Consider the following 23,908-nt stretch of genomic DNA (forward strand, 5'->3'; position numbering starts at 1 on the left):
CCTCAAAAACAGCTTTCCTAATAAATCCCGCCATGATCTACCCTGTCGGATGACCCGGCCCCGCTCCTCGATATCGATCGCCCGAGCCTGCGCTATCCGCCCCCGGCTTAAAGCGACAAAGGAGACATTCCAGACACGCACATGCGTATCCTTTGCCGCCTTAAGGCCACAAAGGCCTCAATTTCAGCGCGTGCATGCGAGGCTTTTGTGGCTTTATGCGAGGCGCCATCCGACGCCCACCCGCGATTTGCGAATGAAGTTCCGCAGTTTTCCGCCACTCCCAAGCCCCGCACCCCGCACACTTTCCGTTTACGTAAAGCAGTTGCACCCGCCCCCGCGACGCGATAGGCCATAGCCATGCTGTTCGGCTTCCTCGAAGAACTCCGCACCGCGGGCATTCCCGTGAGCATGAAGGAGCATCTGCTGCTCCTCGAAGCGCTCGACCGCGAGGCGATCGATCGCAGCCCCGAGCAATTCTACTACCTCAGCCGCGCGATCTATGTGAAGGACGAGGGCCTGCTCGACCGCTTCGACCAGGTGTTCAACAAGGTCTTCAAGGGCCTGCTCACCGACTATGGCCAGAACCCCGTCGATGTCCCCGCCGACTGGCTGAAGGCGGTCGCCGAGAAATTCCTGACGCCGGAGGAAATGGCCGCGATCGAATCGCTCGGCGACTGGGACAAGATCATGGAGACGCTGAAGGAGCGGCTCGAGGAACAGCAGAAGCGCCACGAGGGCGGCAGCAAGTGGATCGGCACCGGCGGCACCTCGCCCTTCGGCAATTCGGGCTATAACCCCGAGGGCGTACGGATCGGCGGCGAAAGCAAGCACAAGCGCGCGCTGAAAGTCTGGGAAAAGCGCGAGTTCGCCAATCTCGACAACACCAAGGAACTCGGCACCCGCAACATCAAGATCGCGCTCCGCCGCCTGCGCAAGTTCGCGCGCGAGGGCGCGGCCGACGAACTCGACATTCCGGGCACGATCGACGGCACCGCGCGCCAGGGCTGGCTCGACATCAAGATGCGGCCCGAGCGGCGTAATGCGGTCAAGCTGCTGCTGTTCCTTGACGTCGGCGGGTCGATGGATCCCTTCATCAAGCTCTGCGAAGAACTCTTCAGCGCCGCGACGACCGAATTCAAGAATCTCGAATTCTTCTACTTCCACAATTGCCCGTACGAAGGCGTGTGGAAGGACAACAAGCGCCGCTGGTCCGAACGCCACCAGATGTGGGACATCCTCCACAAATATGGCCATGATTACAAAGTGATCTTCGTCGGCGACGCGTCGATGAGCGCCTATGAAATCACCCATCCGGGCGGCAGCGTCGAACATTTCAACGAGGAATCGGGCGCGGTGTGGATCCAGCGGATCACCCATGTCTATCCGGCCGCAGTGTGGCTGAACCCGGTGCCCGAACAGCATTGGGGCTACACCCAGTCGGTCAAGCTGATCAAACAGCTGATGAACGACCGCATGTACCCGCTGACCCTCGAAGGGCTCGACAAGGCGACGCGCGAGTTGACGCGCAAGCATTAAGCCCATTCCGTCATCCCGGCGAAGGCCGGGATCTCGACCTCGCATCTTGCCGCACCGGTGAGATCCCGGCCTTCGCCGGGATGACGATTCCTATGGCGGCAATGATAGGCTAAGGGCGCAAGGATGTTCGACCTCCCCCTGCTCACCATCCTGCTGCTCACCGGCTTCATCAACCTGATCGGCGCGCTCGCCTATGCCGCGCGCATCGCCGGCGTCCGCACCCGCCGCATCGCGATGTCCTTCGCGCTGTTCAACATTCTCGTGCTCTTCTCACGCACCTCGAACAGCTTCCTCGGCCCCTTCCTCGCCAAGCGGATCGAGACGCGCATCCACGACGGCAGCGGCGGCCAGCTCTTCATCGACATGCAGTTCGTGCTCGCCGCGGCGAGCGTCGCGACCTTGATCGGCATATTGCTGGTGCCCACGGGGCAGCGGATGTTCGCCGTCGCAATCGGCTGGTACCAGGACAACCGCTCGACGACGCGGCTCGCGCTCAAGGCCATCAGCCCGACCGGGCTGCGCACGCTCCGCCAGTCGCTGACCATGCCCAGCCTGTCGCACCTCAAGAGCTGGAAAATGCCCAAGGGCATCGGCTGGGGAGTGCTGATCGCCAACTGCCTCGCGCAGTCGCTGCTCGCCGTCGGTGTCGTCGCCTCGCTCTACGCGGGCTATCTCGCTCCCGAATTCCGGGTCACCGCGTCGCAGCTCTCGGCGCTGATCAACGGTTTCGCAACGATATTGTTGTTCGCCTTCATCGACCCGCAGCTGTCGGTGATGACCGACGACGCGGTCGAGGGCAAGGTCGACGAGGCCGATTTCCGCCGCGCGATCACCTTCATCTCGCTGAGCCGCCTCGCCGGCACGATCCTCGCGCAAGCGCTGCTGCTCCCCGCCGCGATGCTGATCGCCTGGGTCGCCGTGCATGTCTGAGCCGGAAAGCGGCCACAGCCGCTTCCACGCGGTCCGCGCCCGGCTCGAAGCGATGGCGGTCGAGCCGGGACCGCGCGGCTGGTTCCTCGAATTTCTCGTCTTCGGCTTCAAACAGGGCTGGGCGTGCCTGTTCGGCGCCCTGATGCTCGCACTGCTGCTGGGCACGCATCTCTTCTGGCCCGACAGCGCCGCGATCCACCGCTACGATGCGATCACGATCGGCGCGGTGCTGATCCAGCTCACCATGCTCGCCTTCCGGCTCGAGACGCCGAAGGAGGCGCTCGTCATCCTGATCTTCCACATCGTCGGCACGGTGATGGAGCTGTTCAAGACCGCCGCGGGATCGTGGCAATATCCCGAGGCAAGCCTGCTTCACATCGGCGCGGTGCCGCTCTTCTCGGGCTTCATGTACGCTGCGGTCGGCAGCTATATCGCCCGCGTCTGGCGCATCTTCGATTTCCGCTACACCGGCTATCCGCCGATGTGGACGAGCTATCTCTTGGCGGCCGCCATCTACGTCAATTTCTTCGCCCACCACTGGCTCACCGACATTCGCTGGCTCCTCTTCGCCGCGACCGCGTTTCTCTTCTGGCGCTGCCAGGTCTGGTTCCGCCCGCTCCACGTCCATCGTCGTATGCCCTTGCTCGTCGGCTGGGGCCTCGTGGCGCTGTTCATCTGGTTCGCCGAAAATATCGGCACCTTCGCCAGAGCCTGGACCTACCCCAGCCAGGACGACGGCTGGCACATGGTCGGCCTCGAAAAGCTCGGCAGCTGGTACCTGCTGATGATCATCTCGTTCGTGCTGGTCAGCCTGGTGCAGCGGCCGAAAGCGCCGGATCAGGCATAAGTCCTCCCCTCCCTGAAAGGGAGGGGCCGGGGGTGGGTCGATGCCTCGAACCGCTGACAAAAAGGAAAGAGCGGCGAGCTTCGCTCGCCACCCACCCCTAACCCCTCCCTTTCAGGGAGGGGAAACTCAATCGAAGGGCCGGTCGATCGACGGCGGCGGTTCGCTAAAGTATTTCGGCCCGCTGTCGGTCATATGGAAGCAATCCTCGAGCCTTATGCCGAACTCGCCCGGGATGTAGATGCCGGGCTCGTTCGAGAAGCACATGCCCGGCGCCAGCGGCATCGTTTCGCCGCGCACCAGATTGACGGGCTCGTGTCCATCAAGGCCGATGCCGTGGCCGGTGCGGTGCGAGGTGCCGGGGAGCTTGTAGTCGGGCCCCCAGCCAAGCCCCGCATAATAGCTACGCACCGCATCGTCGACCTGGCCCGCCGGCGTGCCGAGCTTCGCCGCGGCGAAAGCGACATCCTGCCCCTTGCGCATCTGGTCCCACACCTGCCGCTGCCGCGCGCTCGCCTTGCCATAGACGAAGCTGCGCGAAATATCCGACTGATAGCCGTGCACCGTCGCGCCGCAGTCCATCAACACCACCTCGCCCTCGCGCACCGCCTGCGGCTTGCCGCTGCCGTGCGGATAGGCGCTCGCCTCGCCGAGCAGGATCAGCTCGAATTCGCTCTTGCCGCCGAGCGCAGCGGTTGCCGCCGCCATGATCGCGCCGATATCGGCAGGGGTCATCCCCGCCTCGATCCGCGGCGCGGTGTGGCGATAGGCGGCGATGGTGATGTCCGCCGCGATCTGCATCAGCGCGATTTCGGCCGCCGACTTGTGCATCCGGCACCCGCGCACCACCGGCGCGCCGTTGACGACGGTCGCGCCCGGCATCGCCTTTTCCAGCCCGTCGACCGCGAAATAGCGCACCGTCTCCTCGACGCCGATGCGGCCCTTGGCGAGCCCGCGCTTGCCGAGCCAGGCCGCAACCGCCGCGAGCGGATTCTCGTCCTCGTTCCACGTCAGCAGTTCGGCATCAATCGCCAGACTCTCGCGTACCGATGGCTCCTCGAAAAAGGGCGTGACGACCGCGACCTCGCCCTCGCGCGTCAGCACCGCGGCGGTCAGCCGCTCGCTGCGGTTCCAGCGAACCCCGGTGAAATAGATCAGGCTCGACCCCGGCTCGATCAGCAGCGCGCCAACGTCGTTGGCGGCCATCAAATCTTTCGCCTTGGCGATGCGCGCCATGCGCTCGGCCTTGCCGATCGGCACCGCCTTGGCCGCGAGGTTCGGGAGCTTCGCGGTATCGGCCGCATATGACGGAAAAGGCATCGTCGCAGCGAGTCCGCCAAGCGCCGCCGAACCGAGAAATTGTCGCCGCTGCATTACAACACTCACTCCCATTACCGTTCGCCCTGAGCTTGTCGAAGGGCCGTTCTTACTCGTTTTCACAGGAAATACGGTGCTTCGACAAGCTCAGCACGAGCGGATTTGATGTTTGCGCTTGGCGCTAACGGTAAAGCAAAACCTCTTCCACGTCCGCACGCCACGCCGCCTCGTCGGGCAAGGCCAGCGCATCGAGGTCGCCCGCCGTGGCGCCTGCATCGTCGACCCACTCGCGCAGGCCGGTGCCGCCGTTGATCACATCGATCGCGAGCACATCGTCGGTATATTCATATTTGAAATCCGTGCCGCGCCAGATCGGATAGTCCGGATAAAGCGAGCGGATCGCCTTGAACCCCAGCGCCTGCACGCGCCACGGCCGGAACGCCGCATGGTCGTACCACGCCCCCTCGGCATGGATGAACACGCCGCTGTTCAGCGTCCCCCTATGCTTGTGAAAGGTCGGCTCGAACCAGATGTCGCGCAGCCGGCAGCCCGCAAGCCATTCGGGCGCGAGCCGCCGCATCTCGGCGATCGCCGCCTTGGCATCGATGTCGGGCGCCCCGAAAAGTTCGAGCGGGCGCGTCGTACCGCGCCCTTCGCTGAGCGTAGCCCCCTCGACCATCACCGTCCCGGCGTAGGCGCGCGCCATGTTGAGGTTCGCGGCATTGGGGCTGGGGTTGATCCACACCCGCTCCGCCGGCCAGCCGAAGCCCGCCCCCTCGGGCTCCCACCCCGCCATCTCGATCACGCGGTAGTCGACGTCGAGGTTGAAGTGCCGGATGAACCAGCGCCCCATCTCGCCCATCGTCAGCCCGTGACGCATGACCATCGGCCCCGCGCCGACGAAGCTTTCCCAGCCGGCCTGCAGCAACGTCCCCTCCACAGGGCGCCCCGCGGGGTTGGGCCGGTCGAGCACCCACACGCCCTTGCCATGCTGCGCCGCGGCTTCGAGCACATAGAGCAGGGTCGTGACATAGGTGTAGATGCGGCAGCCCAGATCCTGCAGGTCGACCAGCATCACGTCGAAGGTATGCATCGACTGCCCCGACGGCCGCCGGACCTCTCCATAGAGGCTGAACACGGGCATGCCATAGACCGGATCGGTGAAGTCGGGCGACTCCATCATATTGTCCTGCAGGTCGCCGCGCACGCCGTGCTGCGGCCCGAACACCGCGGTGACATCGATCCCGGCAGCAACCAGCGCATCGATACTGTGGGTCAAATCGGCGGTGACCGAAGCGGGATGCGCGAGCAGCGCGACGCGCTTGCCCTCGAGCGGGCGGCGCAGGTCGGGGTCGGCGAGCAGGCGGTCGATACCGAATTGGACTGTCATGCCGCGGGGGGTGCCTCAAGCGTCAGCGCAAAGCAATCGGGATGATGGAAGTCGGGCTTGCCGGGCGGGTGGCGGAGCGCCCAATAGGATTTGGTGCCGTCGGTTTCTTCGATGACGGCAGAGAGGGCGACGACGAGCGGGGCGCCCTCCCATCCCCGTGGCAACTGAACCGTCGCCTCCAGCGCGAGGTGCGAGGCGCTGCAGTCGAGGAAGATAGCCGGGGTCCCGAGGCCCAGATTCTCGGCACCGACGCGATAGCTTGAAAATCGGTACGCCGCCCATTGGCTCGACGGCGAAAAGTTGAACTCCAGATATCCCGGCTGGCCAGGCTGTCTGAGAAAGAGTTCGCAGCACGTTGTTTTCCAGAGCCCATCGGTTCGCTCTGACTCCGCCGGGTCGGGAAGCGTGAGATCAATCTCGGGCACTTCGATATGATAACGCAGCCACAGGGCGCCATCCGGCGACCTCTCGAACTGAACCTCGATGCTCTCGACCGCGCGCACGGGCGTTTCGGGGTGCGCGATCAGCATCAGACCTACGGCGGGCTCCGGCCAATCGGGAACAGGGTCGAGCGGCATCATATTCTCCTCGTCGCCGCGAATTAGAACCAAGGGCCGCGCGCATACAAGCTTGAGACAAGCCGATTGGTCGGGAACGAACCGAGTTGGGTTTACCCGTTTCCCATGCTAAGCGCCCCCCGCTTTCAAGAGGCTGCTATGACCAGTTACAAATCCGATCTGCTCCGCGTGCTCGACAGCCGCGGCTATATCCATCAGACGACCGATGCGGAAGGGCTCGACGCCCTCGCCGCGAAGCAGATCATCCCCGCCTATATCGGCTTCGACGCGACCGCGCCATCGCTGCACGTCGGCAGCCTGGTCCAGATCATGATGCTGCGCCGCCTGCAGCAGACCGGGCACAAGCCCGTCGTGCTGATGGGCGGCGGCACCACGCGCATCGGCGACCCGACGGGCCGCGACGAGAGCCGCAAGATGCTGGGCGACGCGACCATCGAGGCGAATATCGCGTCGATCCGCACGATCTTCGAACCCTTCCTGGCCTTCGGCGACGGCCCGACCGACGCGGTGATGGTCAACAACCACGACTGGCTCGGCCAGCTCGGCTATATCGAGCTGCTGCAGGAGGTCGGCACCCATTTCACGATCAACCGCATGCTGACCTTCGATTCGGTCAAATTGCGGCTCGAGCGCGAACAGCCGATGACCTTCCTCGAATTCAACTACATGATCCTGCAGGGCTACGACTTCCGCCACCTGTCAAAGGAAATGGGCGTGCGGCTGCAGATGGGCGGCTCGGACCAGTGGGGCAATATCGTCAACGGGATGGAACTCGGCCGCCGCATGGACGGCGCCGATCTCTATGGCCTGACGACTCCGCTGCTGACCACCGCGGCGGGCGCCAAAATGGGCAAGACCGCGGCGGGCGCGGTGTGGCTCAATGCCGATCAACTGTCCCATTTTGATTACTGGCAGTACTGGCGCAACGCCGACGACCGCGACGTCGGCAAGTTCCTGAAGCTGTTCACCGACCTGCCGCTGGACGAGATCGCACGCCTCGAAGCGCTCGAAGGCGCCGAGATCAACGAAGCGAAAAAGATCCTCGCCGACGCGGCGACCGCGCTGTGCCGCGGCGAAGAAGCCGCGCGCACCGCCGCCGAGACCGCGGCGCAAACCTTTGAAAAAGGCCAGATCGGCGGCGATCTGCCGCAGGTCGCGGCGCCGACCGAGGGCATTCGCATCCTCGACGCGCTGCGCGAACTCGGTTTCGCGGCGTCGAACAAGGAGGCGCGGCGCAAGCTCGACGAGGGCGCGGTCAAGGTTGACGGCGTCGTGATCCGCGACCCGAACCATGTCATTTCACCCGCCGCCGACCCGGTGCCGCTCAGCCTCGGCGCCAAGAGGCATGGGCTCGTCACGCGCTGACGGCTTGCCGCAACGTTTACCACTTCTTAGGTGAATCGCGGCGATCGTCCCCGCTCGACCAGCGAGGGTTATGGAATGCGCAAGATCGACACCAACAAGGCCCACTATGTGGGGCTCGACCAGCGGCTCGCGCCGCGCAGCGACGTCTATTGCCGCCTGCCCCTCATCCTGCCCGACGGCAGCCAGGATATGTGCACCTGCGTCAACATCAGCGCCGACGGCCTGCTGATGCGGTACGAGCGCGGGCTCGAGGTCGGCGACCTGGTGGTGTTCCGCATGCCGATCATCGGCCGCACCGCCGCCAAGGTCATCTGGTCGCTCGCCGGCAAGACCGGCGTCCAGTTCGAAAAACTGATCGCGGTCGAAGATTACCTCCCGATGATCCGCGCCATGGGCGCGCGCGGCGACGTCTAACCGCTAATCTTCCAATCCGTTCGCCCTGAGCTTGTCGAAGGGCTGTTCTTTCTTTCAGCGTTGGAAGAGAGAAGGACGGTGCTTCGACAAGCTCAGCACGAACGGGAGTTGGTGGTTCATCCGCTCCGCAGCAGCGGCACCGCCGCGTCGCGTTCGAACAGATACAGGCAAAGCCGCACCGCTTCGCCGCGTGCGCCGTCCATCCCGCCGTCGCGCTCGACGAACAGCCGCGCATCGTCGTGCGCGACGGGCAGCAGCCGCACCAGCTGCTCGGCGCTCGCGACACGATAATCGGCGTCGCCCGACTGCTTGAGCCCCAGCAATTCGCCGCCGCCGCGCAGCTCCAGATCCTTCTCGGCGATCAGGAACCCATCGTTGGTCTCGCGCATCAGCGCCAGCCGCTCGCGCGCGGTCTCCGATAGGGCCTGCGAGCGCAGCAGCAGGCACACCGATTTCGCCGCGCCGCGCCCGACGCGGCCGCGCAGCTGGTGGAGCTGCGCCAGCCCGAAATTCTCGGCATGTTCGACGATCATCAGGCTGGCGGCGGGAACGTCGACCCCGACCTCGATCACCGTGGTCGCGACGAGCACGCCGATCCGGCCCGCCTGGAAACGCGCCATGACCTCGTCCTTTTCGGGCCCCTTCATCCGCCCGTGCACCAGCCCGACGCGATCGTCGCCGAGCCGCAACCGCAGCAGCGCCGCCCGCTCCTCGGCGGCGGCCAGTTCGCTGACCTCGCTCTCGGCGACCAGCGGGCACACCCAGTACGCCTGCGCCCCGCTCGCGAGATGGCGTTCGAGCCCGCCGATCACCTCGTCGAGCCGGTCGACCGAGACGACGCGCGTGTCGACCGGCGTGCGTCCCGGCGGCATCTCGTCGATCCGCGACACATCCATCTCGCCATGATTGGCGAGTTGCAGCGTGCGCGGGATCGGGGTCGCGGTCATCACCAGCAGGTGCGGCGGCCGCTGGCCCTTGGCGGTGAGCATCAGCCGCTGCGCGACGCCGAAGCGATGCTGCTCGTCGACGACGACCAGCGACAGGTCGCGGTAATTGACCGCCTCCTGGAAGATCGCATGCGTGCCGACGAGGATGTCGATGCTGCCGTCGGCGAGCCCCATCAAGGTCGATTCGCGCACCCGTCCCTTGTCGCGCCCGGTGAGGATCGCGATGTTCACCGGCAGCCCAGCAAGCATGCCCTGCAAGGTCGCGAAATGCTGGCGCGCCAAAATCTCGGTCGGCGCGAGCAGCGCCGCCTGCGTCCCCGCCTCGACCGCGGTCAGCATCGCGCGCAGCGCGACCAGCGTCTTGCCCGACCCGACATCGCCCTGCAGCATGCGCAGCATCGGCACGTCCTGCGCCATGTCGCCCGCGATCTCGCGCCCGACGCGCTCCTGCGCGCCCGTCAGCCCGAAGGGCAGCTTGAGCGCACCGGTCAGCCGCCCGTCGCCGGCGATTCCCCGCCCCTTGCGCTTGCGCAGCCCTTCGCGGATCAGCATCAGCGCGACCTGGCTCGCGAAAATCTCGTCATAGGCGAGGCGGTCGTGCGCCGCGGCGTCGTGTGGGCTGGCGTGTGCGCGCGTCAGCGCCTCCTGCCAGGCCGGCCAGCTGCGCAGCGCCAGCAGCGGCCCGTCGATCCACTCGGCGAGCTCGGGCCGCCGTTCGAGCGCGATCTCGACCAGCTGGTTCAGCCGCGCATTGGTCAGCCCCTCGGTCAGCGGATAGACCGCCTCGCTCGTCGCGATGGCGGCGTCGCCCGGCTCGCCGACATGGTCGGGATGGACGATCTGGCGCATGTCGCCATAGGCGTCGAGCCGCCCCGACACCTGCCGCGGCTCGCCCAGCGGAAACAGCTTTTTCGCCAGCCCCGCGGTACGCCCGAAATAGACGAGCCGGACATGATCGCCCGCGCCGTCGAACGCCTCGACGCCGAAGGGAGCGCGGGGGGAACGGCCGGGTCGATAATCCTGCGCGGTCAGCGTCACGATGATCTGCTGCCCGACCTGCGCCGCATCGAGCCGGTCGACCGGATAGCGCTGCACCAGCCCCGTCGGCAGATGGAACAGCACATCGACCACGCGCTCCAGCCCCAGCCGCGTCAGCGGCTTGGCAAGCTGCGGCCCGACGCCCTTCAGGTCGGTCAGCGCGGCAAAGAGCGGATTGAGTATCTCGGGTCGCATGGCTAGGGCTTGTCTAGCCCCCACATTCCGTTCGTGTCGAGCGAAGGAAAAACAACCTCCCTTCCGTTCGTGCTGAGCTTGTCGAAGCACCGTCCTTGTTTTCCGACGGTGCAAGGAAAGAACGGCCCTTCGACAAGCTCAGGGCGAACGGGGAATGGAGGCGATGTCCGTTGCCACTTCGACGCTTCCGACTAAAAGGCCCGCCATGACCGACCGCCTCAAACGCCTGAAGTTTCGTGCCTGGCACCGCGGCACGCGCGAGGCCGATTATATGATCGGCGGCTTTTTCGACCGCTATTCGCCCGAGTGGGGCGAGGAAGAAATCGCCTGGTATGAAATCGTCGTCGAGGAGGATGACGTCGATATCATGGCGTGGGCGCTCGGCACCGGCGAGCCTCCCGCGCATCTCGACCGCCCCGAGATGATCGCGGCGATGCGCCGGCTGGACTATATCCCGCTGCCATGACCCGAAGCGCCGCCGACATCTTTGCCGCCATCGCGTCGGCCACCGCGCCGCTGACGATTTCGCGCGCCGCCGACGGTTTCCTGCCGCTGCTGCTCGCCGACCTCGCGCGCGCCAGCGACAAGAGGCTCGTCTATGTCGCGACCGACGATGCCGCGATGCAGGCGGTCGCCGATGCCGCGCCCTTCTTCGCGCCCGACCTCACCGTCCATCGCTTCCCGGCGTGGGACTGCCTTCCTTATGATCGCGCCGGCCCGTCGATGCGCGTCAGCGCCGACCGGCTGGCGACGCTCTCGGCGCTGCAGGCGGCGCCGAAGCGCGGCGAACTGATCCTGACCACCGTCGCCGCGGTCACCCAGCGCACGCTCACCCCCTTTCGCGTCCGACAGCTCGCGACGACGCTTGGCCCCGGCATGCGGATCGACCGCGACGCGCTCGCCGAGTTGCTGGTGTCCAACGGCTTCAGCCGCGTCGACACCGTCGCCGACCAGGGCGAGTTCGCCGTGCGCGGCGGCCTGCTCGACCTCTTCCCCGCGGGCGAGGAAACAGGGCTGCGCGTCGATTTCTTCGGTGACGAGATCGAGAGCATCCGCCGCTTCGACCCCGCCGACCAGCGCAGCCTCGGCCCCGCGAAGGCGCTGCAACTGCTCCCCGCCGCCGAGACGTTGCTCGACCAGGACACGGTCAAGCGCTTCCGCTCCGCCTATCGCGAAATCTTCGGCGCACAGGCGACCGGCGACCCGCTGTATCAGGCGGTCAGCGAGGGCCGGCGGCAGGCGGGCATGGATCATTGGCTGCCGCTGTTCGAGGAACGGCTGGCGACGCTGTTCGACCATATCGACGCGGCAACCCCGGTACTGCGCGGCCACCGCACCGAGGCGACCGCCGAAACCCGCTTCGCGGCGATCGCCGACTATCATGCCAACCGCGTCGCCGCGGCGCAGGAAAGCGCGGGCAGCTATCGCCCGCTGGGGCCCGAAACGCTCTACCTGACCGAAGCGGAATGGGCCGATACCGCGGCCAGCCGCCCGGTCCATATCGTCACCCCCTTCGACGTGCCGCCCGCCGCCGCCATCGTTGACCTCGAAAGTTTCGCCGCGCGCGATTTCACTCCCGAGCGCGCCGCCGACCTCAACGTGTACGACAAGGTCGCCGACCATCTGTCCGACGAGCGCCGCAAGGGGCGCCGCACGATCATCGCGAGCTATTCGGGCGGTGCGCGCGAGCGCCTGTCGGGGCTGCTGCGCGATCATGGCGTGACTGGGCTGGTTCAGGCCGAAACGTGGCAGGAAGCACTAGGCGTCTCTTCTCCCCTCCCGCTTGCGGGAGGGGTCGGGGGAGGGCCTGTTGCAGAGCGCGCCAACGAAACAAGCCCTCCCCTAGCGCCTCCCGCAAGCGGGAGGGGGACGGGCAACGTCGCCCTCATCGTCCTCCCCCTCGACCACGGCTTCGCCAGCGACGCGATCAGCCTGCTCACCGAACAGGACATCCTCGGCGAGCGCCTCGTCCGCCGCCAGAAACGCCGCAAGAGCGCCGACGCCTTCCTGGCCGAACTCGCGACACTCAGCGTCGGCGACCTCGTCGTCCACCTCGACCATGGCATCGGGCGCTACGAAGGGCTGACCTCGATCCCGGTCGGCAACAGCCCGCATGATTGCGTCGCGCTGACTTATTCGGGCGGCGACAAGCTCTACGTTCCCGTCGAGAATCTCGACGTGCTTTCGCGCTACGGCGGCGAGAGCGAGGGGGTCGCGCTCGACAAGCTCGGCGGCGAGGCCTGGCAGCGCCGCAAGGCGCGGATGACGGAGCGCATCCGCGAGATCGCGGGCGAATTGCTCGCGACCGCGGCGCAGCGCGCCTTGCGCTCGGGCGAACTGCTCGCCGCCGACGCCGCTTATCCGGCTTTCGCCGACCGCTTTCCCTATCAGGAGACCGACGACCAGGACCGCGCGATCGGCGACGTACTCGCCGACATGGCGTCGGGGCGCCCGATGGACCGGCTGGTGTGCGGCGACGTCGGCTTCGGCAAGACCGAGGTTGCGCTGCGCGCTGCCTTCGTCGCGGCGATGGCGGGGGTGCAGGTCGCGCTCGTCTGCCCCACCACCCTGCTCGCGCGCCAGCATTTCACCAATTTCGTCGAGCGCTTCAAAGGCTTCCCGGTCAACATCGGCCGCCTGTCGCGCCTCGTCCCCGCCGCCGAGGCGCAGCGGACGCGCGACGGGCTGGCGAGCGGCCAGATCGACATCGTCGTCGGCACCCACGCGGTGATCGCCAAATCGGTCGAGTTCAAAGGGCTCGGCCTCGTCATCGTCGACGAGGAGCAGCGTTTCGGCGTCGTCCACAAGGAGCGGCTGAAGCAGCTCAAGACCGACGTCCACGTCCTGACCCTCACCGCCACCCCGATCCCGCGCACGCTGCAGATGGCGATGTCGGGGCTGCGCGAACTCAGCGTCATCCAGACCCCGCCGGTCGATCGTCTCGCGGTGCGCACTTACGTGGCGCCCTGGGATCCGGTGGTCATCCGCGAGGCGCTGCTCCGCGAGCATGACCGCGGCGGGCAGAGCTTCTTCGTCACCCCGCGGATCAAGGACCTGCCCGATATCGAGGAATTCCTGCGCACGCGGGTGCCCGAGATCAAATATGTCGTCGCGCACGGCCAGATGGCGCCGGGCGAGGTCGAGGAGCGCATGGGCGCCTTCTACGACCGCAAATATGACGTGCTCGTCTCGACCACCATCGTCGAATCGGGTCTCGACATTCCGAGCGCCAATACGCTGGTCGTTCACCGCGCCGACCGCTTCGGCCTCGCGCAGCTCTACCAGCTTCGCGGCCGTGTTGGCCGGTCGAAGACGCGCGCTTACGCCTATCTCACCACCCCCGACCATGGCGCCATCACCGACACCGCCGAGAAACGCCTGAAGCTGCTCGGCGATCTCGACACGCTGGGCGCGGGCTTCCAGCTCGCGAGTCACGACCTCGACATTCGCGGCGCGGGCAATCTCGTCGGCGACGAACAGTCGGGGCATATCCGCGAGGTCGGCTTCGAACTCTATCAGTCGATGCTCGAGGAAGCGATCCTGGTGGCCAAGGCCGAAGGCGCCGGAAAACTGCCGCCGCGCGAAGCCTTGTCGCCGGTGATCACCATCGACGCGCCGATCCTGATCCCCGAGGATTATGTCCCCGACCTGCCGCTGCGCATGGCGCTCTACCGCCGCCTGAACGACGCGCAGGATCGGCCCGCGCTCGACGCCTTTGCGGCCGAGATGATCGACCGCTTCGGCCCGCTGCCGCCCGAGACCGCGAACCTCGTCCAGCTGATGGAGATCAAGGCCAACGCCAAGCTCGCGGGCATCGCCAAGCTCGACGTCGGCACCAAGGGCGCGCTGGTCAGCTTCCACGGCGACCAGTTCGCCAACGTCCCGGGCCTGATCGCCTATGTCGAACGGCTGAAAGGCCGCGCGCGCATCCGCCCCGACAACCGGCTGTCGGTCAGCGGCGAATGGGCGAGCACCGGCGCGCGGCTCAACGGTGCGCTGCAATTGTCGAAGGGATTGGGGAAGCTGGCGAAACTGGCGGGCTGATCCGCCCTCCCCTTCAGGGGAGCGGTCTTCTTATTCCATCAAACCCGGCAACTCGTCCCCCGGCACCGGCCCCGATTTCAGAAACCCCTGCCAGGTCGCGACCCCCAGCTCTTCGAGCCGCGCGAGCTGCGCCTCATGCTCGATCCCCTCGGCGACCACCAGCAGGCCCAAGGCCCGCGCGAGGTCGACGATCGCGCGCACGACGATGCGGTCGCGGTCGCTGTCGTCGATCGTGCGCGTGAAGCCGCTGTCGATCTTGAGATAATCGATCGGCAGCCGCGCAAGCAAGGACAGGCTCGAATAGCCCGTCCCGAAATCGTCGATCGCGATCGCGCAGCCGAGCTCGCGGATCTGCGCCAGCTGCGCCGCCGCGCTCGCAGGATCGCTCAGCATCGCCTGTTCGGTGAGTTCGAGCGTCAGCCGGTCGGGATCGACCCCGGCCGCCTTCGCCATCGCGGCAAAGCGGTCGGCGAAATCGGGGTCGCCGAGGTCAGCGGCGGTGATGTTGAGCGAGACGCGCAGCTTCGCCAGCGCTTTCGGCCATTTCGCCATTTCGCCGAGCGCGACGCGGTGCGCCTGCTCGGTGAGCTCGCACTCCATCCGTGCCGCGCGTGCCGCGGTGACCAACGCGCCGGCGCCGAGCAGCCCGAGTTCGGGATGCTGCCAGCGCAGCAGCGCCTCGACCCCGGTCATCGCGCCCGTCGCGACGTCATATTGCGGCTGGTAGAAGATCACGACCTCGCCCGCCGACAGCGCCGCCTTGACCGTCGCGCCATCGCGCGCCGACGCCGGACGCGCGAGCTGGTCGCTCGCGGTGCGCAGCTGGTCGGCGACGGGCTCGTCGCGCGTGATCCGCGCTGCGGCGATGCGGATCGCGAGGCGGCCGTTGGGATCGCCGACCATCGGTTCGGCCAGCGCGACGTGCAGCGCGCGTTCCTGCGCGCGCAAGGCGCCGAGCGACAGCGCCGCCGCGGGCACGATCAGGAAGCGCGGCCCGTCGAGCCGGTCAACGTGCGACCCGCGTCCGAACTCGTCGCCCGCGAAATTTTCGAGCCGCCGCGCGACTTCCTCGAGCACCGCATCGCCCGCTTCGGTCCCCGCGCTGTTGTTGATCCGCGCGAGCTGATCGACCTGGACCAGGATGACGCCAATGTCGGCATCGTGGCGCAGATGGAGCTCTTCGAGATGCCGGACGGCCGCGGCGAATGTGTCAACTATGCGATTCATCGGCGCCCCCATAGCAGGCATTGCTTGCCAATCTCCCCCCTTTTGCAGCAAGATTGACAAGATGACGCGATTGTCGCCCTCGTCTGTCGCCCCACTGACCGACGGCCACGGCCGCCGGATCGACTATTTGCGCCTGTCGGTGACCGACCGCTGCGACCTCCGCTGTCGCTATTGCATGGCCGAGGACATGACTTTCCTCCCCAAATCGGCGGTACTCAGCATCGAAGAGATGGCGGAGCTCGCGGAACGTTTCGTCGCGCGCGGAATTCGCCGCATCCGCCTTACGGGTGGCGAGCCGCTGGTACGACGAGGCGTGGATACGCTGGTCGGCCGACTCGGCGCCCTGATCGGCCAGGGCCTCGACGAGCTGACGCTCACCACCAACGGCATGCGGCTGTCCGAATATGCACCGATGCTCGCCGAAGCGGGCGTGCGGCGGATCAACGTCAGTCTCGACACGCTCGACGCCGATGCCTTTCGCCACATCACCCGCGTCGGCGACGTCGATGTCGCGCTCAAAGGCATCGCCGCCGCGCGCGCCGCGGGGCTGGCGGTGAAGATCAACATGGTCGCGCTCGCCGGGCTCAACGAGGACCAGCTGCTCCCGATGCTGGGCTGGTGCGCGGAAAGCGGCTGCGACCTGACGCTGATCGAGACGATGCCGCTCGGCGAGGTCGCGGACGATCGCAGCGACCATTATATCCCGCTCCACGCCTTCATCGCCCCGCTGCGCGCCGAACATGCGATCTTCCCGGTCGACAAGCGCACCGGCGGCCCCGCGCGCTATTTCGCGGTCGAGGACAGTCCGGTGACGCTGGGGCTGATCACCCCGCTCAGCAACAATTTCTGCACCACCTGCAACCGCATCCGCCTGACGGTCGAGGGGCGCATCTATATGTGCCTGGGGCAGGACGACCATGTCGACCTGCGCGCGAGCTTGCGCGAAGGAGGCGACGTCGATGGCTTGATTGATGCCGCTTTGGCTGGCAAACCCCGCGCGCATGACTTTCAGATCGAACGAAAGTCCGCACCGGCGGTCGCGCGTCATATGAGTGCAACGGGCGGCTGACACGTCGCCCATCAGGGGGACCAATATGCATCGCAAGATCGCGCTCGTCGCATCGAACGCGCCCGCGGGACTGGAGGCCGAGGCCGAGCTGCGTCCGCTTTATGATTTCGTCGATCTTAATGAAGCCGACATGCTGATCGTACTCGGCGGCGACGGTTTCCTGCTCCACATGCTGCACCAGTTGCTCGACCAGCGGCGCTCGATGCCGGTGTTCGGGATGAACCGCGGCACCATCGGCTTCCTGATGAACGAATTCCGCATCGAAGGCCTGCTGGACCGGCTCGCCGCGGCGCGCCCCTTCCTCATCCATCCGCTGTCGGGCGACATCACCACGGTCGGCGGCGAGCGCCATATATTGCCCGCGATCAACGAAATCTCGCTTCTGCGCGAAACGCGCCAGGCGGCAAAGCTCGAGGTACTGATCAACGAAAAATCGATGCTCGAGGAACTGGCGTGCGACGGCGTGCTGGTGTCGACACCCGCGGGATCGACCGCGTACAACCTCAGCGCCAACGGCCCGATCCTGCCCCTCGAATCGCAGATGCTGGCGCTGACCCCGATCAGCCCCTTCCGCCCGCGCCGCTGGCGCGGCGCGCTCGTCCCCGAATCGACGAGCATCCGCTTCAACGTCCGCGAGGCGGCGAAACGCCCGGTCAGCGCGGTCGCCGACCAGCGCGAAATCCGCGACGTGAAGACCGTGCTGGTCACCACGGATCGCAGCCGCCCGCTGACCCTGCTCTTCGATCCCGACCACGGCCTCGACGAACGCATCGCGATGGAACAATTTATCGTCTGAGGGGGCTTGCAAAATCGGACGCGCGGCGGCAAAGGGGCCGCCTTGTCCGCATCGGCGGCGTGTTCCTCGGTAGCTCAGCGGTAGAGCAGTCGACTGTTAATCGACCGGTCGTAGGTTCGAATCCTACCCGGGGAGCCATCAAGCCTAAGTCATTGAATTATTATATTTTCTATTGACTTGCGGTTCGAGACCAAAATCGCCCTATCAGAAAATATACGCGTTTCCATAGGGTTAGCTGGTTCGAATCCTTTCCGATGTTGGCACCTATTCTATTCTATTTTACGATATTGTTGGCTCTCCTTTCGTTCCCACATCCTGCGGCGTCCCCGAAGGATGCCCATCTCAGGCAAGCGATTTTAAGGCGGCAGGGCACACTGCAGAACGCGATAGCGAGCCAAGCGATCACGCTGCGGAGACAAGCGGAAACGGATTGTCCGTATGCGGATCCTGATCGTCCTGAAGCCGGCGAGCCGACCGAGGGGCATGGAGGTCACCCGGGAAGGTAGCTGCCGGTCACTTGAGCCTGAACGAACGAAAGCTTAGGCGGGTCTAGCGCTCCAATAGCCGCTGCGGTTTCCACCATCCTTCTAGAGCGCCGCCACGTTACCGAACGTCCGCTTTTGGATTGGAGCGGCGAGGACTTGAACGGCGGCAATCAGGCGCGAAGCCCTCCCAGTAGATGAAAATCGTCGAAGTCTGTCGGAAACGCGCGCTGAGCTATCTTCAAGCCTGGAAGAGCGATCGCAGCAGAACATCACACGACTATGGCTCTTCTTGCCGGTTTTCGGCTTGTCGCGATCAGCATAGAAGTGCAGAGATATCCTTAGTTCTTCTATGAAAAGCTGTATAAAGATCGGATTTGGAGGCTGCATGCCCAAGGCAAGCAAATTGGCGACCGACAGCGTCGAGATGATTGAGACCAACGATGATTGGGACATTCTTCTCGCCGAAATCACGGGCCGCTCGCGCCGCGGCACTGAGCGCAAGCAGGATCGCAGCAAGCGGACCGAGCAGCAGATATTGACGGCAGCCCTGCGGGTCTTCGCGCGCGACGGAATTTCGCGCTCGCGGATTGCCGATATCGCCGCTGAATCCGGCATCTCGACCTCGACGCTCTATGAATATTACAAGAGCAAGGAGGATCTGGCCTATGATCTTCCCCTCAAGAATCTCTCGGCCTTCTTCGAATCCTATCGCGACGCGCTGACGGGCGAGGAAAGCGCGCGCGAGCGTCTGGTGCTCTATCTGACGCTGTCCGCGGATTACGCCCGCGAGCATGCCGACTGGGCCCGCCTCTTCTACCTCGAGATCTGGCCGAGCGTGCTGGTAGTCGACACCGAGGTGCAGACAAGCATCAACGACTTCGCAAGGCCGGTCATCAAGCTGCTGGAAGAGGGGATCGCGGAAGGCTGGGTATCGCCGAAGCAGAATCTCTATGAGACCGCGGCGCTGATCATCGGCGGCTCGAGCCAGTTGATCATTACCTGGCTCCTGTACCGCAAGCCCAAGAATTTGACCAAGGCGGGATCCGAGATGGCCGAACGACTGGTGCGCCTGCTCGAAGCCGAAGCGAAGCTCGGAATCTAGGCGCGCGCAGTTCGTTTCAACGAATAAATCGGCGGACGTAATCCTTGCCGAGACCGACCTGCTCGAAATGCGCGGCGGCCTGCTCGATCCGCGTGAAGACATCGGCGTAGCCCGCCGCCTGGCCGTCGTCATCGAGCTCGATCAGCGTTCCCGTGATCCAGAACAGCGTTTCCGAAAACCCGTCGCCGGTCAGCGTGTGAATGTCGCCCGGCGCTTCGAAGACATAGCTTCCTTCCTCCGCGCGCCAGTCGCGCTCGAGATAGTGCCATGTTCCGCGAATGACATAGCCGTGTACCGGCGAGGGATGCGCATGGCGGCTGATGAATCCGTGCATGTCGATACGAACGACATTCGTCCACGCGCCCCGGACGGTATCAAAGAGGAGCGGCCGCATCCAGACGCCCCGGGTTGCAGCAGGGATCCAGTGGCGTGGGTCGTCCGACACGGCCGTCTCGACGATCTCGGCCGGGCTCCACGCGCTGACGTCCACCATCGCCCTCACCTCCTCCTAGCGGGTGCGCCGGCTTCGCGGCGTGTCGACCCGCTGCGCTCAGACGATCGGGCGCTGCTCGACGATCGAAAGACCATAGCCCTCGAGCGCCACAAGCGACTGCGGCGCATTGGTCAGCAGGATCATGTCGTGCACGCCAAGCTCGGCGAGGATCTGGGCGCCGCCGCCATAGTCGCGCAGCTCGAGACTGCGGGCGATATCGCGGCGGACGGGATCGCTCGACGGGATGAGCGCGCGGCTCACATAGTCGTTCACGAAGCGGTTGATCATGACGATGACCCCGCTCCCCGCCTCGCCGATCATCTCCATCGATTTCTCGACGAGGTGCGTGCGATCCGATGCCTCGGCGAACACATCGTGCATGATCGACAGGAGGTGCATGCGCACGAGCGTCGGCTTCGCTGGATCGATTTCACCCTTCACCAGCGCGAGCGTCTCCTCACCGGTCGACGTGTTTTCAAAGGCGACCGCCTTCCACTCGCCGCCAAATTCGCTCACGACCTCCCGTTCGCCGATTCGCTTCATCATGCGGTCGTACTTGCGGCGATAGGCGATGAGGTCGCAGATCGTCCCGATCTTCATCCGGTGTTCGGCCGCGAACTCCATCAGATCGTCGAGCCGCGCCATGCTGCCATCGGCTTTCATAACCTCGCAGATCACCGCCGACGGGTTGAGCCCGGCAAGGCGTGCGACATCGACCGAGGCTTCGGTGTGCCCGGCGCGCACGAGGACGCCACCGTCGCGCGCGACGAGAGGGAAGACATGTCCCGGGGTCACGATATCGGCGGGGCCGCGCGCCGCGTCGATGGCTACCGCAATCGTGCGCGCCCGGTCGGCGGCACTGATGCCGGTGGTGACGCCTTCGCGCGCCTCGATCGACACGGTGAACGCCGTCTCGTGCCGCGTCCGGTTCTGGCTCGACATCATGTCGAGACCGAGCTGCTCGGTGCGCTGCCGCTGCAGCGCTAGACAGATGAGGCCGCGGCCATGCTTGGCCATGAAATTGATCGCGTCGGGGGTCGCCATCTGCGCCGGGATGATCAGGTCGCCTTCATTTTCGCGATCCTCATCATCGACCAGAATGAACATGCGGCCATTCCGCGCTTCATCGATGATTTCCTCGACCGTCGCGATCGCGAACCTGCCCATGGCGTCTTCCTTCCGCGGCGCGGCAAGGAAGGCCGCCGTTGCCACATTACCCATCGCCTTGCTCCTTCGAGTCCATCGAAAAATCCAATGATCTATCGAATTATTTACGTCTAGAAATCAATTTTGCCAAGAGATACCTTGAACAATTCTCAGACGATGATATCAATATCCGATTATTAATCGGTTTTGGAGTGCTCACGTGGCCGATAGCGCCGTCCCCCTGCAGGCTGACTGCTGCCCCGACGATCACCAGGCCAATTTCGTGGCGCAAATGCGCGTGGTGCCCGGGCCCGTCGCACTGATCTGCTCCGCGGACGGCGACGACCGGACGGGCATGGCGGCAACGGCGTGGAACTCGCTCTGCGCCGAGCCGCCGATGCTGCTCGTTTGCGTCAACCGGAAAGCGAGCGCGAACGAGATGATCGTCTCCTCGGGACGGTTCAGCGTGAACCTGCTCTCGACCGACGATGTCGAGACGGTCGCCATCTTCTCGGCCCAGCGCGGCCTCTCCGGCGCGGCGCGTTTCCTCGACGGGCAATGGGACAAGGGCGAGCTCGGCCAGCCGATGCTGAAGGACGCCGTCGCGGTCTTCGAGTGCGAGCTCGAGGCCAGGCACAACCATGGCACGCACGATATCTTCATCGGCCGCGTGCGGCATATGACAAGGACGGCGGGCGCCGAGCCTTTGCTCTATATGGACGGCGGATATTGTACGCCCGCGCCGCTGGCCGCGGCCTGACAAGACAAGCATAAGGCCGCGTCAGATGGCCGCCTGCGATGGGATTGATGATGTTTGGCAAATCAAAGGACAGGACAGATGATTGACAAGCTGGCCGCATCCGCCGCCGAGGCCGTATCGGGCCTGCACGATGGTGCGGCGATTATGATCAGCGGCTTCGGCGAGGCGGGGGTCCCTGCCGAACTGATCGACGCCGTCGTCGACCATGGCGCCACCGACCTCACGATCATCAGCAACAATGCCGGCACCGGCGAGGTCGGCATTGCCGCGCTCATCAAGGCGAACCGGGTGCGCAAGGTCATCTGCTCCTACCCGCGCATGGCCAATTCAGTGCATTTCGAGGCGCGCTACCGTGCGGGCGATCTCGAGCTCGAGCTCGTGCCGCAGGGCAATCTCGCCTGCCGCATCCAGGCCGCGGGCTCAGGCCTCGGCGCCGTCTTCACGCCGACCGGCTATGGAACCATGCTCGCCGAGGGTAAGGAAACGCGCGAGATCGACGGGCGCCAATATGTGCTCGAATATCCGATCCACGCCGATTTCGCGCTGGTAAAGGCCTGGGCGGCCGACCGCTGGGGCAATCTCGTCTACCGCAAGGCGGCGCGCAACTTCGGGCCGATCATGGCGATGGCGGCGAAGAACACGATCGTGCAGGTCGACCAGGTCGACCCCTTGGGGACGCTCGACCCCGAAATCGTCGTGACGCCCGGCATTTTCGTCAATCGCATCGTCGCGATCCCCACCCGCGCGGCAGCGGCGGCCTGAAGGAGACATGGACATGCAGCGGATGGATCGCGAAACCCTCGCGGCGCGGGTCGCCAAGGACATCCCCGAAGGCGCCTATGTCAATCTCGGCATCGGGCTTCCCACCAAGGTCGCCAATTTCCTCCCCACCGAGGGTGATTTCTTCCTTCACAGCGAGAATGGCATCCTCGGGATGGGGCCGGCACCCGCCGAGGACGACATCGACTGGGATCTCATCAACGCCGGCAAGCAGCCGGTCACGCTGCTGACCGGGGGCTGCTTCTTCCATCACGGCGACAGCTTCTCGATGATGCGCGGGGGCCATATCGATATCTGCGTGATGGGCGCCTATCAGGTGTCCGAGAAGGGTGATCTCGCCAACTGGCACACCGGCGCGCCCGACGCGATCCCGGCAGTCGGCGGCGCAATGGACCTTGCGGTCGGAGCGAAGCAGGTCTTCGTGATGATGGACCTCCTCTCCAAGACCGGCGAGAGCAAGCTCGTCAAGGAATGCAGCTATCCGCTGACCGGCCTCGGCTGCATTTCGCGTCTCTATACCGATCTTGCCATCTTCGATCTCGGTCCCGACGGCGCCAAGGTCGTCGAGATGGTCGACGGCCTCGATCTTGCCGCGCTCAGCAAGCTTACCGGCCTCGAACTCGAAATGGCCGGCTGAAGCGGTGGCGGAGACGCCAGAACCGCCCGTCTTCGGGGCGTTCTCCCTCGAACGCCGCGCCGATGGCGTCGCGATCGCTACCTTTTCCCGCCCTCCGGTCAATGCCTTCTCGATCGCCGAATATCGTGCGCTCGGCGACCTCATAGCCCATGTCGAGGGCGACGCGGCGGTCCGCGTGCTCATCCTCGCGGCCCCCGACGATGCGCGCGCTTGGTGCGGTGGCGCAGATCTCCGCGATTTCGAGGGCATCACCAAGGCGGCACGCGCCGAACGCTATGCGTTCATCAACAGCGTGTTGCCGCGCTTTCATGCGCTCGATCGGCCGACGATCGCGGCGATCAACAAGGCGGCGATCGGGCTCGGCATGGTGCTCGCGAGCCTTTGTGACTTTCGCATCGCCGCCTCGTCGGCGGCCTTTGCCGTGCCCGAAATCAATTTCGGCCTGCTCAGCGGCGGCGCCGGCCGATTTGCCGCCTTGCGGCTCCCCGAGCCGAAGCTTCGCGAGATGCTGTACACGGGCGGGCGCTTTACCGCGGCGTCGCTCGAGCCGACGGGTTTCTTCAACTATGTCGTCGAGGCGAGCGAGGTTCTGCCCCGCGCGCTCGCGCTGGCGGAGCAGCTCGCGGCCAAGGATCCCGCGGCGATGCGGGCGCGCAAGCGCGATACGCTCGAACTCGAAGGCACGGCCTGGATCGCGGCCTATGAGCGGTCGCAGCGCGCCTCGGGCGAGCTTGTCGAAAATGAAGCCAGCCGCAGCGGCGTGCAAGACGCGCTCAAATCGCGAAGCGGATCCGACCGGCCCGCTGCCGGCTGAA

General features: G+C 65.5%; 21 protein-coding genes and 1 tRNA gene. 15 read left to right on the plus strand and 7 right to left on the minus strand.

Annotated elements, in window-relative coordinates:
• Positions 1-357: 357 nt before the first annotated feature.
• The 3 genes from AC1RNQ_RS07680 to AC1RNQ_RS07690 all read left to right on the plus strand — a co-directional run bounded on the left by AC1RNQ_RS07680 (position 358) and on the right by AC1RNQ_RS07690 (position 3,313).
• Entirely contained in the window at positions 358-1,536 is a 1,179-nt protein-coding gene (locus AC1RNQ_RS07680) for a vWA domain-containing protein (protein ID WP_493170195.1), read from the plus strand.
• 123 nt (positions 1,537-1,659) lie between these two features.
• Positions 1,660-2,466, plus strand: coding sequence for a lipid II flippase Amj family protein (locus AC1RNQ_RS07685; protein WP_493170197.1), 807 nt, complete (start codon positions 1,660-1,662; stop codon positions 2,464-2,466).
• Positions 2,459-3,313 carry a DUF817 domain-containing protein gene (locus AC1RNQ_RS07690; protein ID WP_493170198.1) on the plus strand — a complete coding sequence of 285 codons (855 nt, stop codon included), beginning with the start codon at positions 2,459-2,461 and terminating at the stop codon, positions 3,311-3,313. The genes AC1RNQ_RS07685 and AC1RNQ_RS07690 overlap by 8 nt, the downstream gene beginning before the upstream one ends.
• Positions 3,314-3,439: 126 nt before the next feature.
• Here AC1RNQ_RS07690 and AC1RNQ_RS07695 read toward each other — a convergent pair whose 3' ends face one another.
• From AC1RNQ_RS07695 to AC1RNQ_RS07705, 3 genes are all read right to left on the minus strand, one after another.
• On the minus strand, positions 3,440-4,630 hold the full coding sequence (locus AC1RNQ_RS07695; protein WP_493170200.1) for a M24 family metallopeptidase: 1,191 nt from the start codon (positions 4,628-4,630) through the stop codon (positions 3,440-3,442).
• A 178-nt stretch (positions 4,631-4,808) separates the two neighbouring features.
• Positions 4,809-6,017 carry an exo-beta-N-acetylmuramidase NamZ family protein gene (locus AC1RNQ_RS07700; RefSeq protein WP_493170202.1) on the minus strand — a complete coding sequence of 403 codons (1,209 nt, stop codon included), beginning with the start codon at positions 6,015-6,017 and terminating at the stop codon, positions 4,809-4,811.
• Positions 6,014-6,598 carry a DOMON-like domain-containing protein gene (locus AC1RNQ_RS07705; protein WP_493170203.1) on the minus strand — a complete coding sequence of 195 codons (585 nt, stop codon included), beginning with the start codon at positions 6,596-6,598 and terminating at the stop codon, positions 6,014-6,016. Before AC1RNQ_RS07705 ends, AC1RNQ_RS07700 begins: the two co-directional genes overlap by 4 nt.
• Positions 6,599-6,733: 135 nt before the next feature.
• On the opposite strand from AC1RNQ_RS07705, the gene tyrS reads away from it, so the two are divergent.
• Both tyrS and AC1RNQ_RS07715 read left to right on the plus strand, forming a co-directional pair.
• Positions 6,734-7,960 (plus strand): tyrosine--tRNA ligase, encoded by a 1,227-nt coding sequence (gene tyrS / locus AC1RNQ_RS07710; protein ID WP_493170204.1) that lies wholly within the window; start codon positions 6,734-6,736, stop codon positions 7,958-7,960.
• A 75-nt stretch (positions 7,961-8,035) separates the two neighbouring features.
• Positions 8,036-8,374 carry a PilZ domain-containing protein gene (locus AC1RNQ_RS07715; RefSeq protein WP_493170206.1) on the plus strand — a complete coding sequence of 113 codons (339 nt, stop codon included), beginning with the start codon at positions 8,036-8,038 and terminating at the stop codon, positions 8,372-8,374.
• A 116-nt stretch (positions 8,375-8,490) separates the two neighbouring features.
• Here the strand turns inward: AC1RNQ_RS07715 and recG are convergent, their stop codons facing one another.
• Positions 8,491-10,554: an ATP-dependent DNA helicase RecG gene (gene recG, locus AC1RNQ_RS07720; RefSeq protein ID WP_493170208.1), complete on the minus strand. Its 2,064-nt coding sequence runs from the start codon at positions 10,552-10,554 to the stop codon at positions 8,491-8,493.
• Positions 10,555-10,759: 205 nt separating this feature from the next.
• Between recG and AC1RNQ_RS07725 the strand changes: the two genes are divergently transcribed.
• Entirely contained in the window at positions 10,760-11,020 is a 261-nt protein-coding gene (locus tag AC1RNQ_RS07725; RefSeq protein ID WP_493170210.1) for a succinate dehydrogenase assembly factor 2, read from the plus strand.
• Positions 11,017-14,598, plus strand: coding sequence for a transcription-repair coupling factor (gene mfd, locus AC1RNQ_RS07730; protein WP_493170211.1), 3,582 nt, complete (start codon positions 11,017-11,019; stop codon positions 14,596-14,598). The genes AC1RNQ_RS07725 and mfd overlap by 4 nt, the downstream gene beginning before the upstream one ends.
• A gap of 30 nt (positions 14,599-14,628) precedes the next feature.
• Here mfd and AC1RNQ_RS07735 read toward each other — a convergent pair whose 3' ends face one another.
• Positions 14,629-15,825: a GGDEF domain-containing phosphodiesterase gene (locus AC1RNQ_RS07735; RefSeq protein ID WP_493170213.1), complete on the minus strand. Its 1,197-nt coding sequence runs from the start codon at positions 15,823-15,825 to the stop codon at positions 14,629-14,631.
• A 61-nt stretch (positions 15,826-15,886) separates the two neighbouring features.
• Between AC1RNQ_RS07735 and moaA the strand changes: the two genes are divergently transcribed.
• The 4 genes from moaA (at position 15,887) to AC1RNQ_RS07755 (ending at position 19,277) form a co-directional block, all read left to right on the plus strand.
• Entirely contained in the window at positions 15,887-16,894 is a 1,008-nt protein-coding gene (moaA, locus tag AC1RNQ_RS07740; protein WP_493170215.1) for a GTP 3',8-cyclase MoaA, read from the plus strand.
• A 25-nt stretch (positions 16,895-16,919) separates the two neighbouring features.
• Positions 16,920-17,690: an NAD kinase gene (locus AC1RNQ_RS07745; RefSeq protein ID WP_493170216.1), complete on the plus strand. Its 771-nt coding sequence runs from the start codon at positions 16,920-16,922 to the stop codon at positions 17,688-17,690.
• Between the two features lie 63 nt (positions 17,691-17,753).
• A tRNA-Asn gene (locus AC1RNQ_RS07750) sits at positions 17,754-17,828 on the plus strand.
• A 750-nt stretch (positions 17,829-18,578) separates the two neighbouring features.
• The gene (locus AC1RNQ_RS07755) at positions 18,579-19,277 is read left to right on the plus strand and encodes a TetR/AcrR family transcriptional regulator (RefSeq protein WP_493170218.1); all 699 of its coding nucleotides are present in this window, start codon (positions 18,579-18,581) and stop codon (positions 19,275-19,277) included.
• 16 nt (positions 19,278-19,293) lie between these two features.
• Here AC1RNQ_RS07755 and AC1RNQ_RS07760 read toward each other — a convergent pair whose 3' ends face one another.
• A complete protein-coding gene (locus tag AC1RNQ_RS07760; RefSeq protein ID WP_493170220.1) occupies positions 19,294-19,770 on the minus strand; it encodes a 2,4'-dihydroxyacetophenone dioxygenase family protein in 477 nt (158 codons plus the stop codon).
• Positions 19,771-19,827: 57 nt separating this feature from the next.
• The gene (gene ribB / locus AC1RNQ_RS07765) at positions 19,828-20,937 is read right to left on the minus strand and encodes a 3,4-dihydroxy-2-butanone-4-phosphate synthase (RefSeq protein WP_493170603.1); all 1,110 of its coding nucleotides are present in this window, start codon (positions 20,935-20,937) and stop codon (positions 19,828-19,830) included.
• Positions 20,938-21,136: 199 nt separating this feature from the next.
• On the opposite strand from ribB, the gene AC1RNQ_RS07770 reads away from it, so the two are divergent.
• The 4 genes from AC1RNQ_RS07770 (at position 21,137) to AC1RNQ_RS07785 (ending at position 23,907) form a co-directional block, all read left to right on the plus strand.
• A complete protein-coding gene (locus AC1RNQ_RS07770; RefSeq protein ID WP_493170222.1) occupies positions 21,137-21,676 on the plus strand; it encodes a flavin reductase family protein in 540 nt (179 codons plus the stop codon).
• A gap of 78 nt (positions 21,677-21,754) precedes the next feature.
• Positions 21,755-22,438, plus strand: a complete 684-nt coding sequence (locus AC1RNQ_RS07775) for a 3-oxoacid CoA-transferase subunit A (protein WP_493170223.1) — start codon at positions 21,755-21,757, stop codon at positions 22,436-22,438.
• 13 nt (positions 22,439-22,451) lie between these two features.
• The gene (locus tag AC1RNQ_RS07780; protein ID WP_493170225.1) at positions 22,452-23,093 is read left to right on the plus strand and encodes a 3-oxoacid CoA-transferase subunit B; all 642 of its coding nucleotides are present in this window, start codon (positions 22,452-22,454) and stop codon (positions 23,091-23,093) included.
• A 4-nt stretch (positions 23,094-23,097) separates the two neighbouring features.
• Positions 23,098-23,907 (plus strand): enoyl-CoA hydratase/isomerase family protein, encoded by an 810-nt coding sequence (locus tag AC1RNQ_RS07785; protein ID WP_493170227.1) that lies wholly within the window; start codon positions 23,098-23,100, stop codon positions 23,905-23,907.
• Position 23,908 lies beyond the last annotated feature (1 nt).

This window comes from Sphingopyxis sp. GW821-FHT12F08 (genome assembly GCF_058806755.1).

Excerpts from the sequence above, each read along its gene's own strand:
- AC1RNQ_RS07705 (WP_493170203.1), bottom strand. The coding sequence starts at position 6,598 with ATGATGCCGCTCGACCCTGTTCCCGATTGGCCGGAGCCCGCCGTAGGT.
- AC1RNQ_RS07715 (WP_493170206.1), top strand. The coding sequence starts at position 8,036 with ATGCGCAAGATCGACACCAACAAGGCCCACTATGTGGGGCTCGACCAG.
- ribB (WP_493170603.1), bottom strand. The coding sequence starts at position 20,937 with ATGGGCAGGTTCGCGATCGCGACGGTCGAGGAAATCATCGATGAAGCG.
- recG (WP_493170208.1), bottom strand. The coding sequence starts at position 10,554 with ATGCGACCCGAGATACTCAATCCGCTCTTTGCCGCGCTGACCGACCTG.
- mfd (WP_493170211.1), top strand. The coding sequence starts at position 11,017 with ATGACCCGAAGCGCCGCCGACATCTTTGCCGCCATCGCGTCGGCCACC.
- AC1RNQ_RS07685 (WP_493170197.1), top strand. The coding sequence starts at position 1,660 with ATGTTCGACCTCCCCCTGCTCACCATCCTGCTGCTCACCGGCTTCATC.
- AC1RNQ_RS07680 (WP_493170195.1), top strand. The coding sequence starts at position 358 with ATGCTGTTCGGCTTCCTCGAAGAACTCCGCACCGCGGGCATTCCCGTG.
- AC1RNQ_RS07725 (WP_493170210.1), top strand. The coding sequence starts at position 10,760 with ATGACCGACCGCCTCAAACGCCTGAAGTTTCGTGCCTGGCACCGCGGC.
- AC1RNQ_RS07775 (WP_493170223.1), top strand. The coding sequence starts at position 21,755 with ATGATTGACAAGCTGGCCGCATCCGCCGCCGAGGCCGTATCGGGCCTG.
- AC1RNQ_RS07780 (WP_493170225.1), top strand. The coding sequence starts at position 22,452 with ATGCAGCGGATGGATCGCGAAACCCTCGCGGCGCGGGTCGCCAAGGAC.
- AC1RNQ_RS07690 (WP_493170198.1), top strand. The coding sequence starts at position 2,459 with ATGTCTGAGCCGGAAAGCGGCCACAGCCGCTTCCACGCGGTCCGCGCC.
- AC1RNQ_RS07745 (WP_493170216.1), top strand. The coding sequence starts at position 16,920 with ATGCATCGCAAGATCGCGCTCGTCGCATCGAACGCGCCCGCGGGACTG.
- AC1RNQ_RS07735 (WP_493170213.1), bottom strand. The coding sequence starts at position 15,825 with ATGAATCGCATAGTTGACACATTCGCCGCGGCCGTCCGGCATCTCGAA.
- AC1RNQ_RS07700 (WP_493170202.1), bottom strand. The coding sequence starts at position 6,017 with ATGACAGTCCAATTCGGTATCGACCGCCTGCTCGCCGACCCCGACCTG.
- tyrS (WP_493170204.1), top strand. The coding sequence starts at position 6,734 with ATGACCAGTTACAAATCCGATCTGCTCCGCGTGCTCGACAGCCGCGGC.
- AC1RNQ_RS07760 (WP_493170220.1), bottom strand. The coding sequence starts at position 19,770 with ATGGTGGACGTCAGCGCGTGGAGCCCGGCCGAGATCGTCGAGACGGCC.
- moaA (WP_493170215.1), top strand. The coding sequence starts at position 15,887 with ATGACGCGATTGTCGCCCTCGTCTGTCGCCCCACTGACCGACGGCCAC.
- AC1RNQ_RS07695 (WP_493170200.1), bottom strand. The coding sequence starts at position 4,630 with ATGCCTTTTCCGTCATATGCGGCCGATACCGCGAAGCTCCCGAACCTC.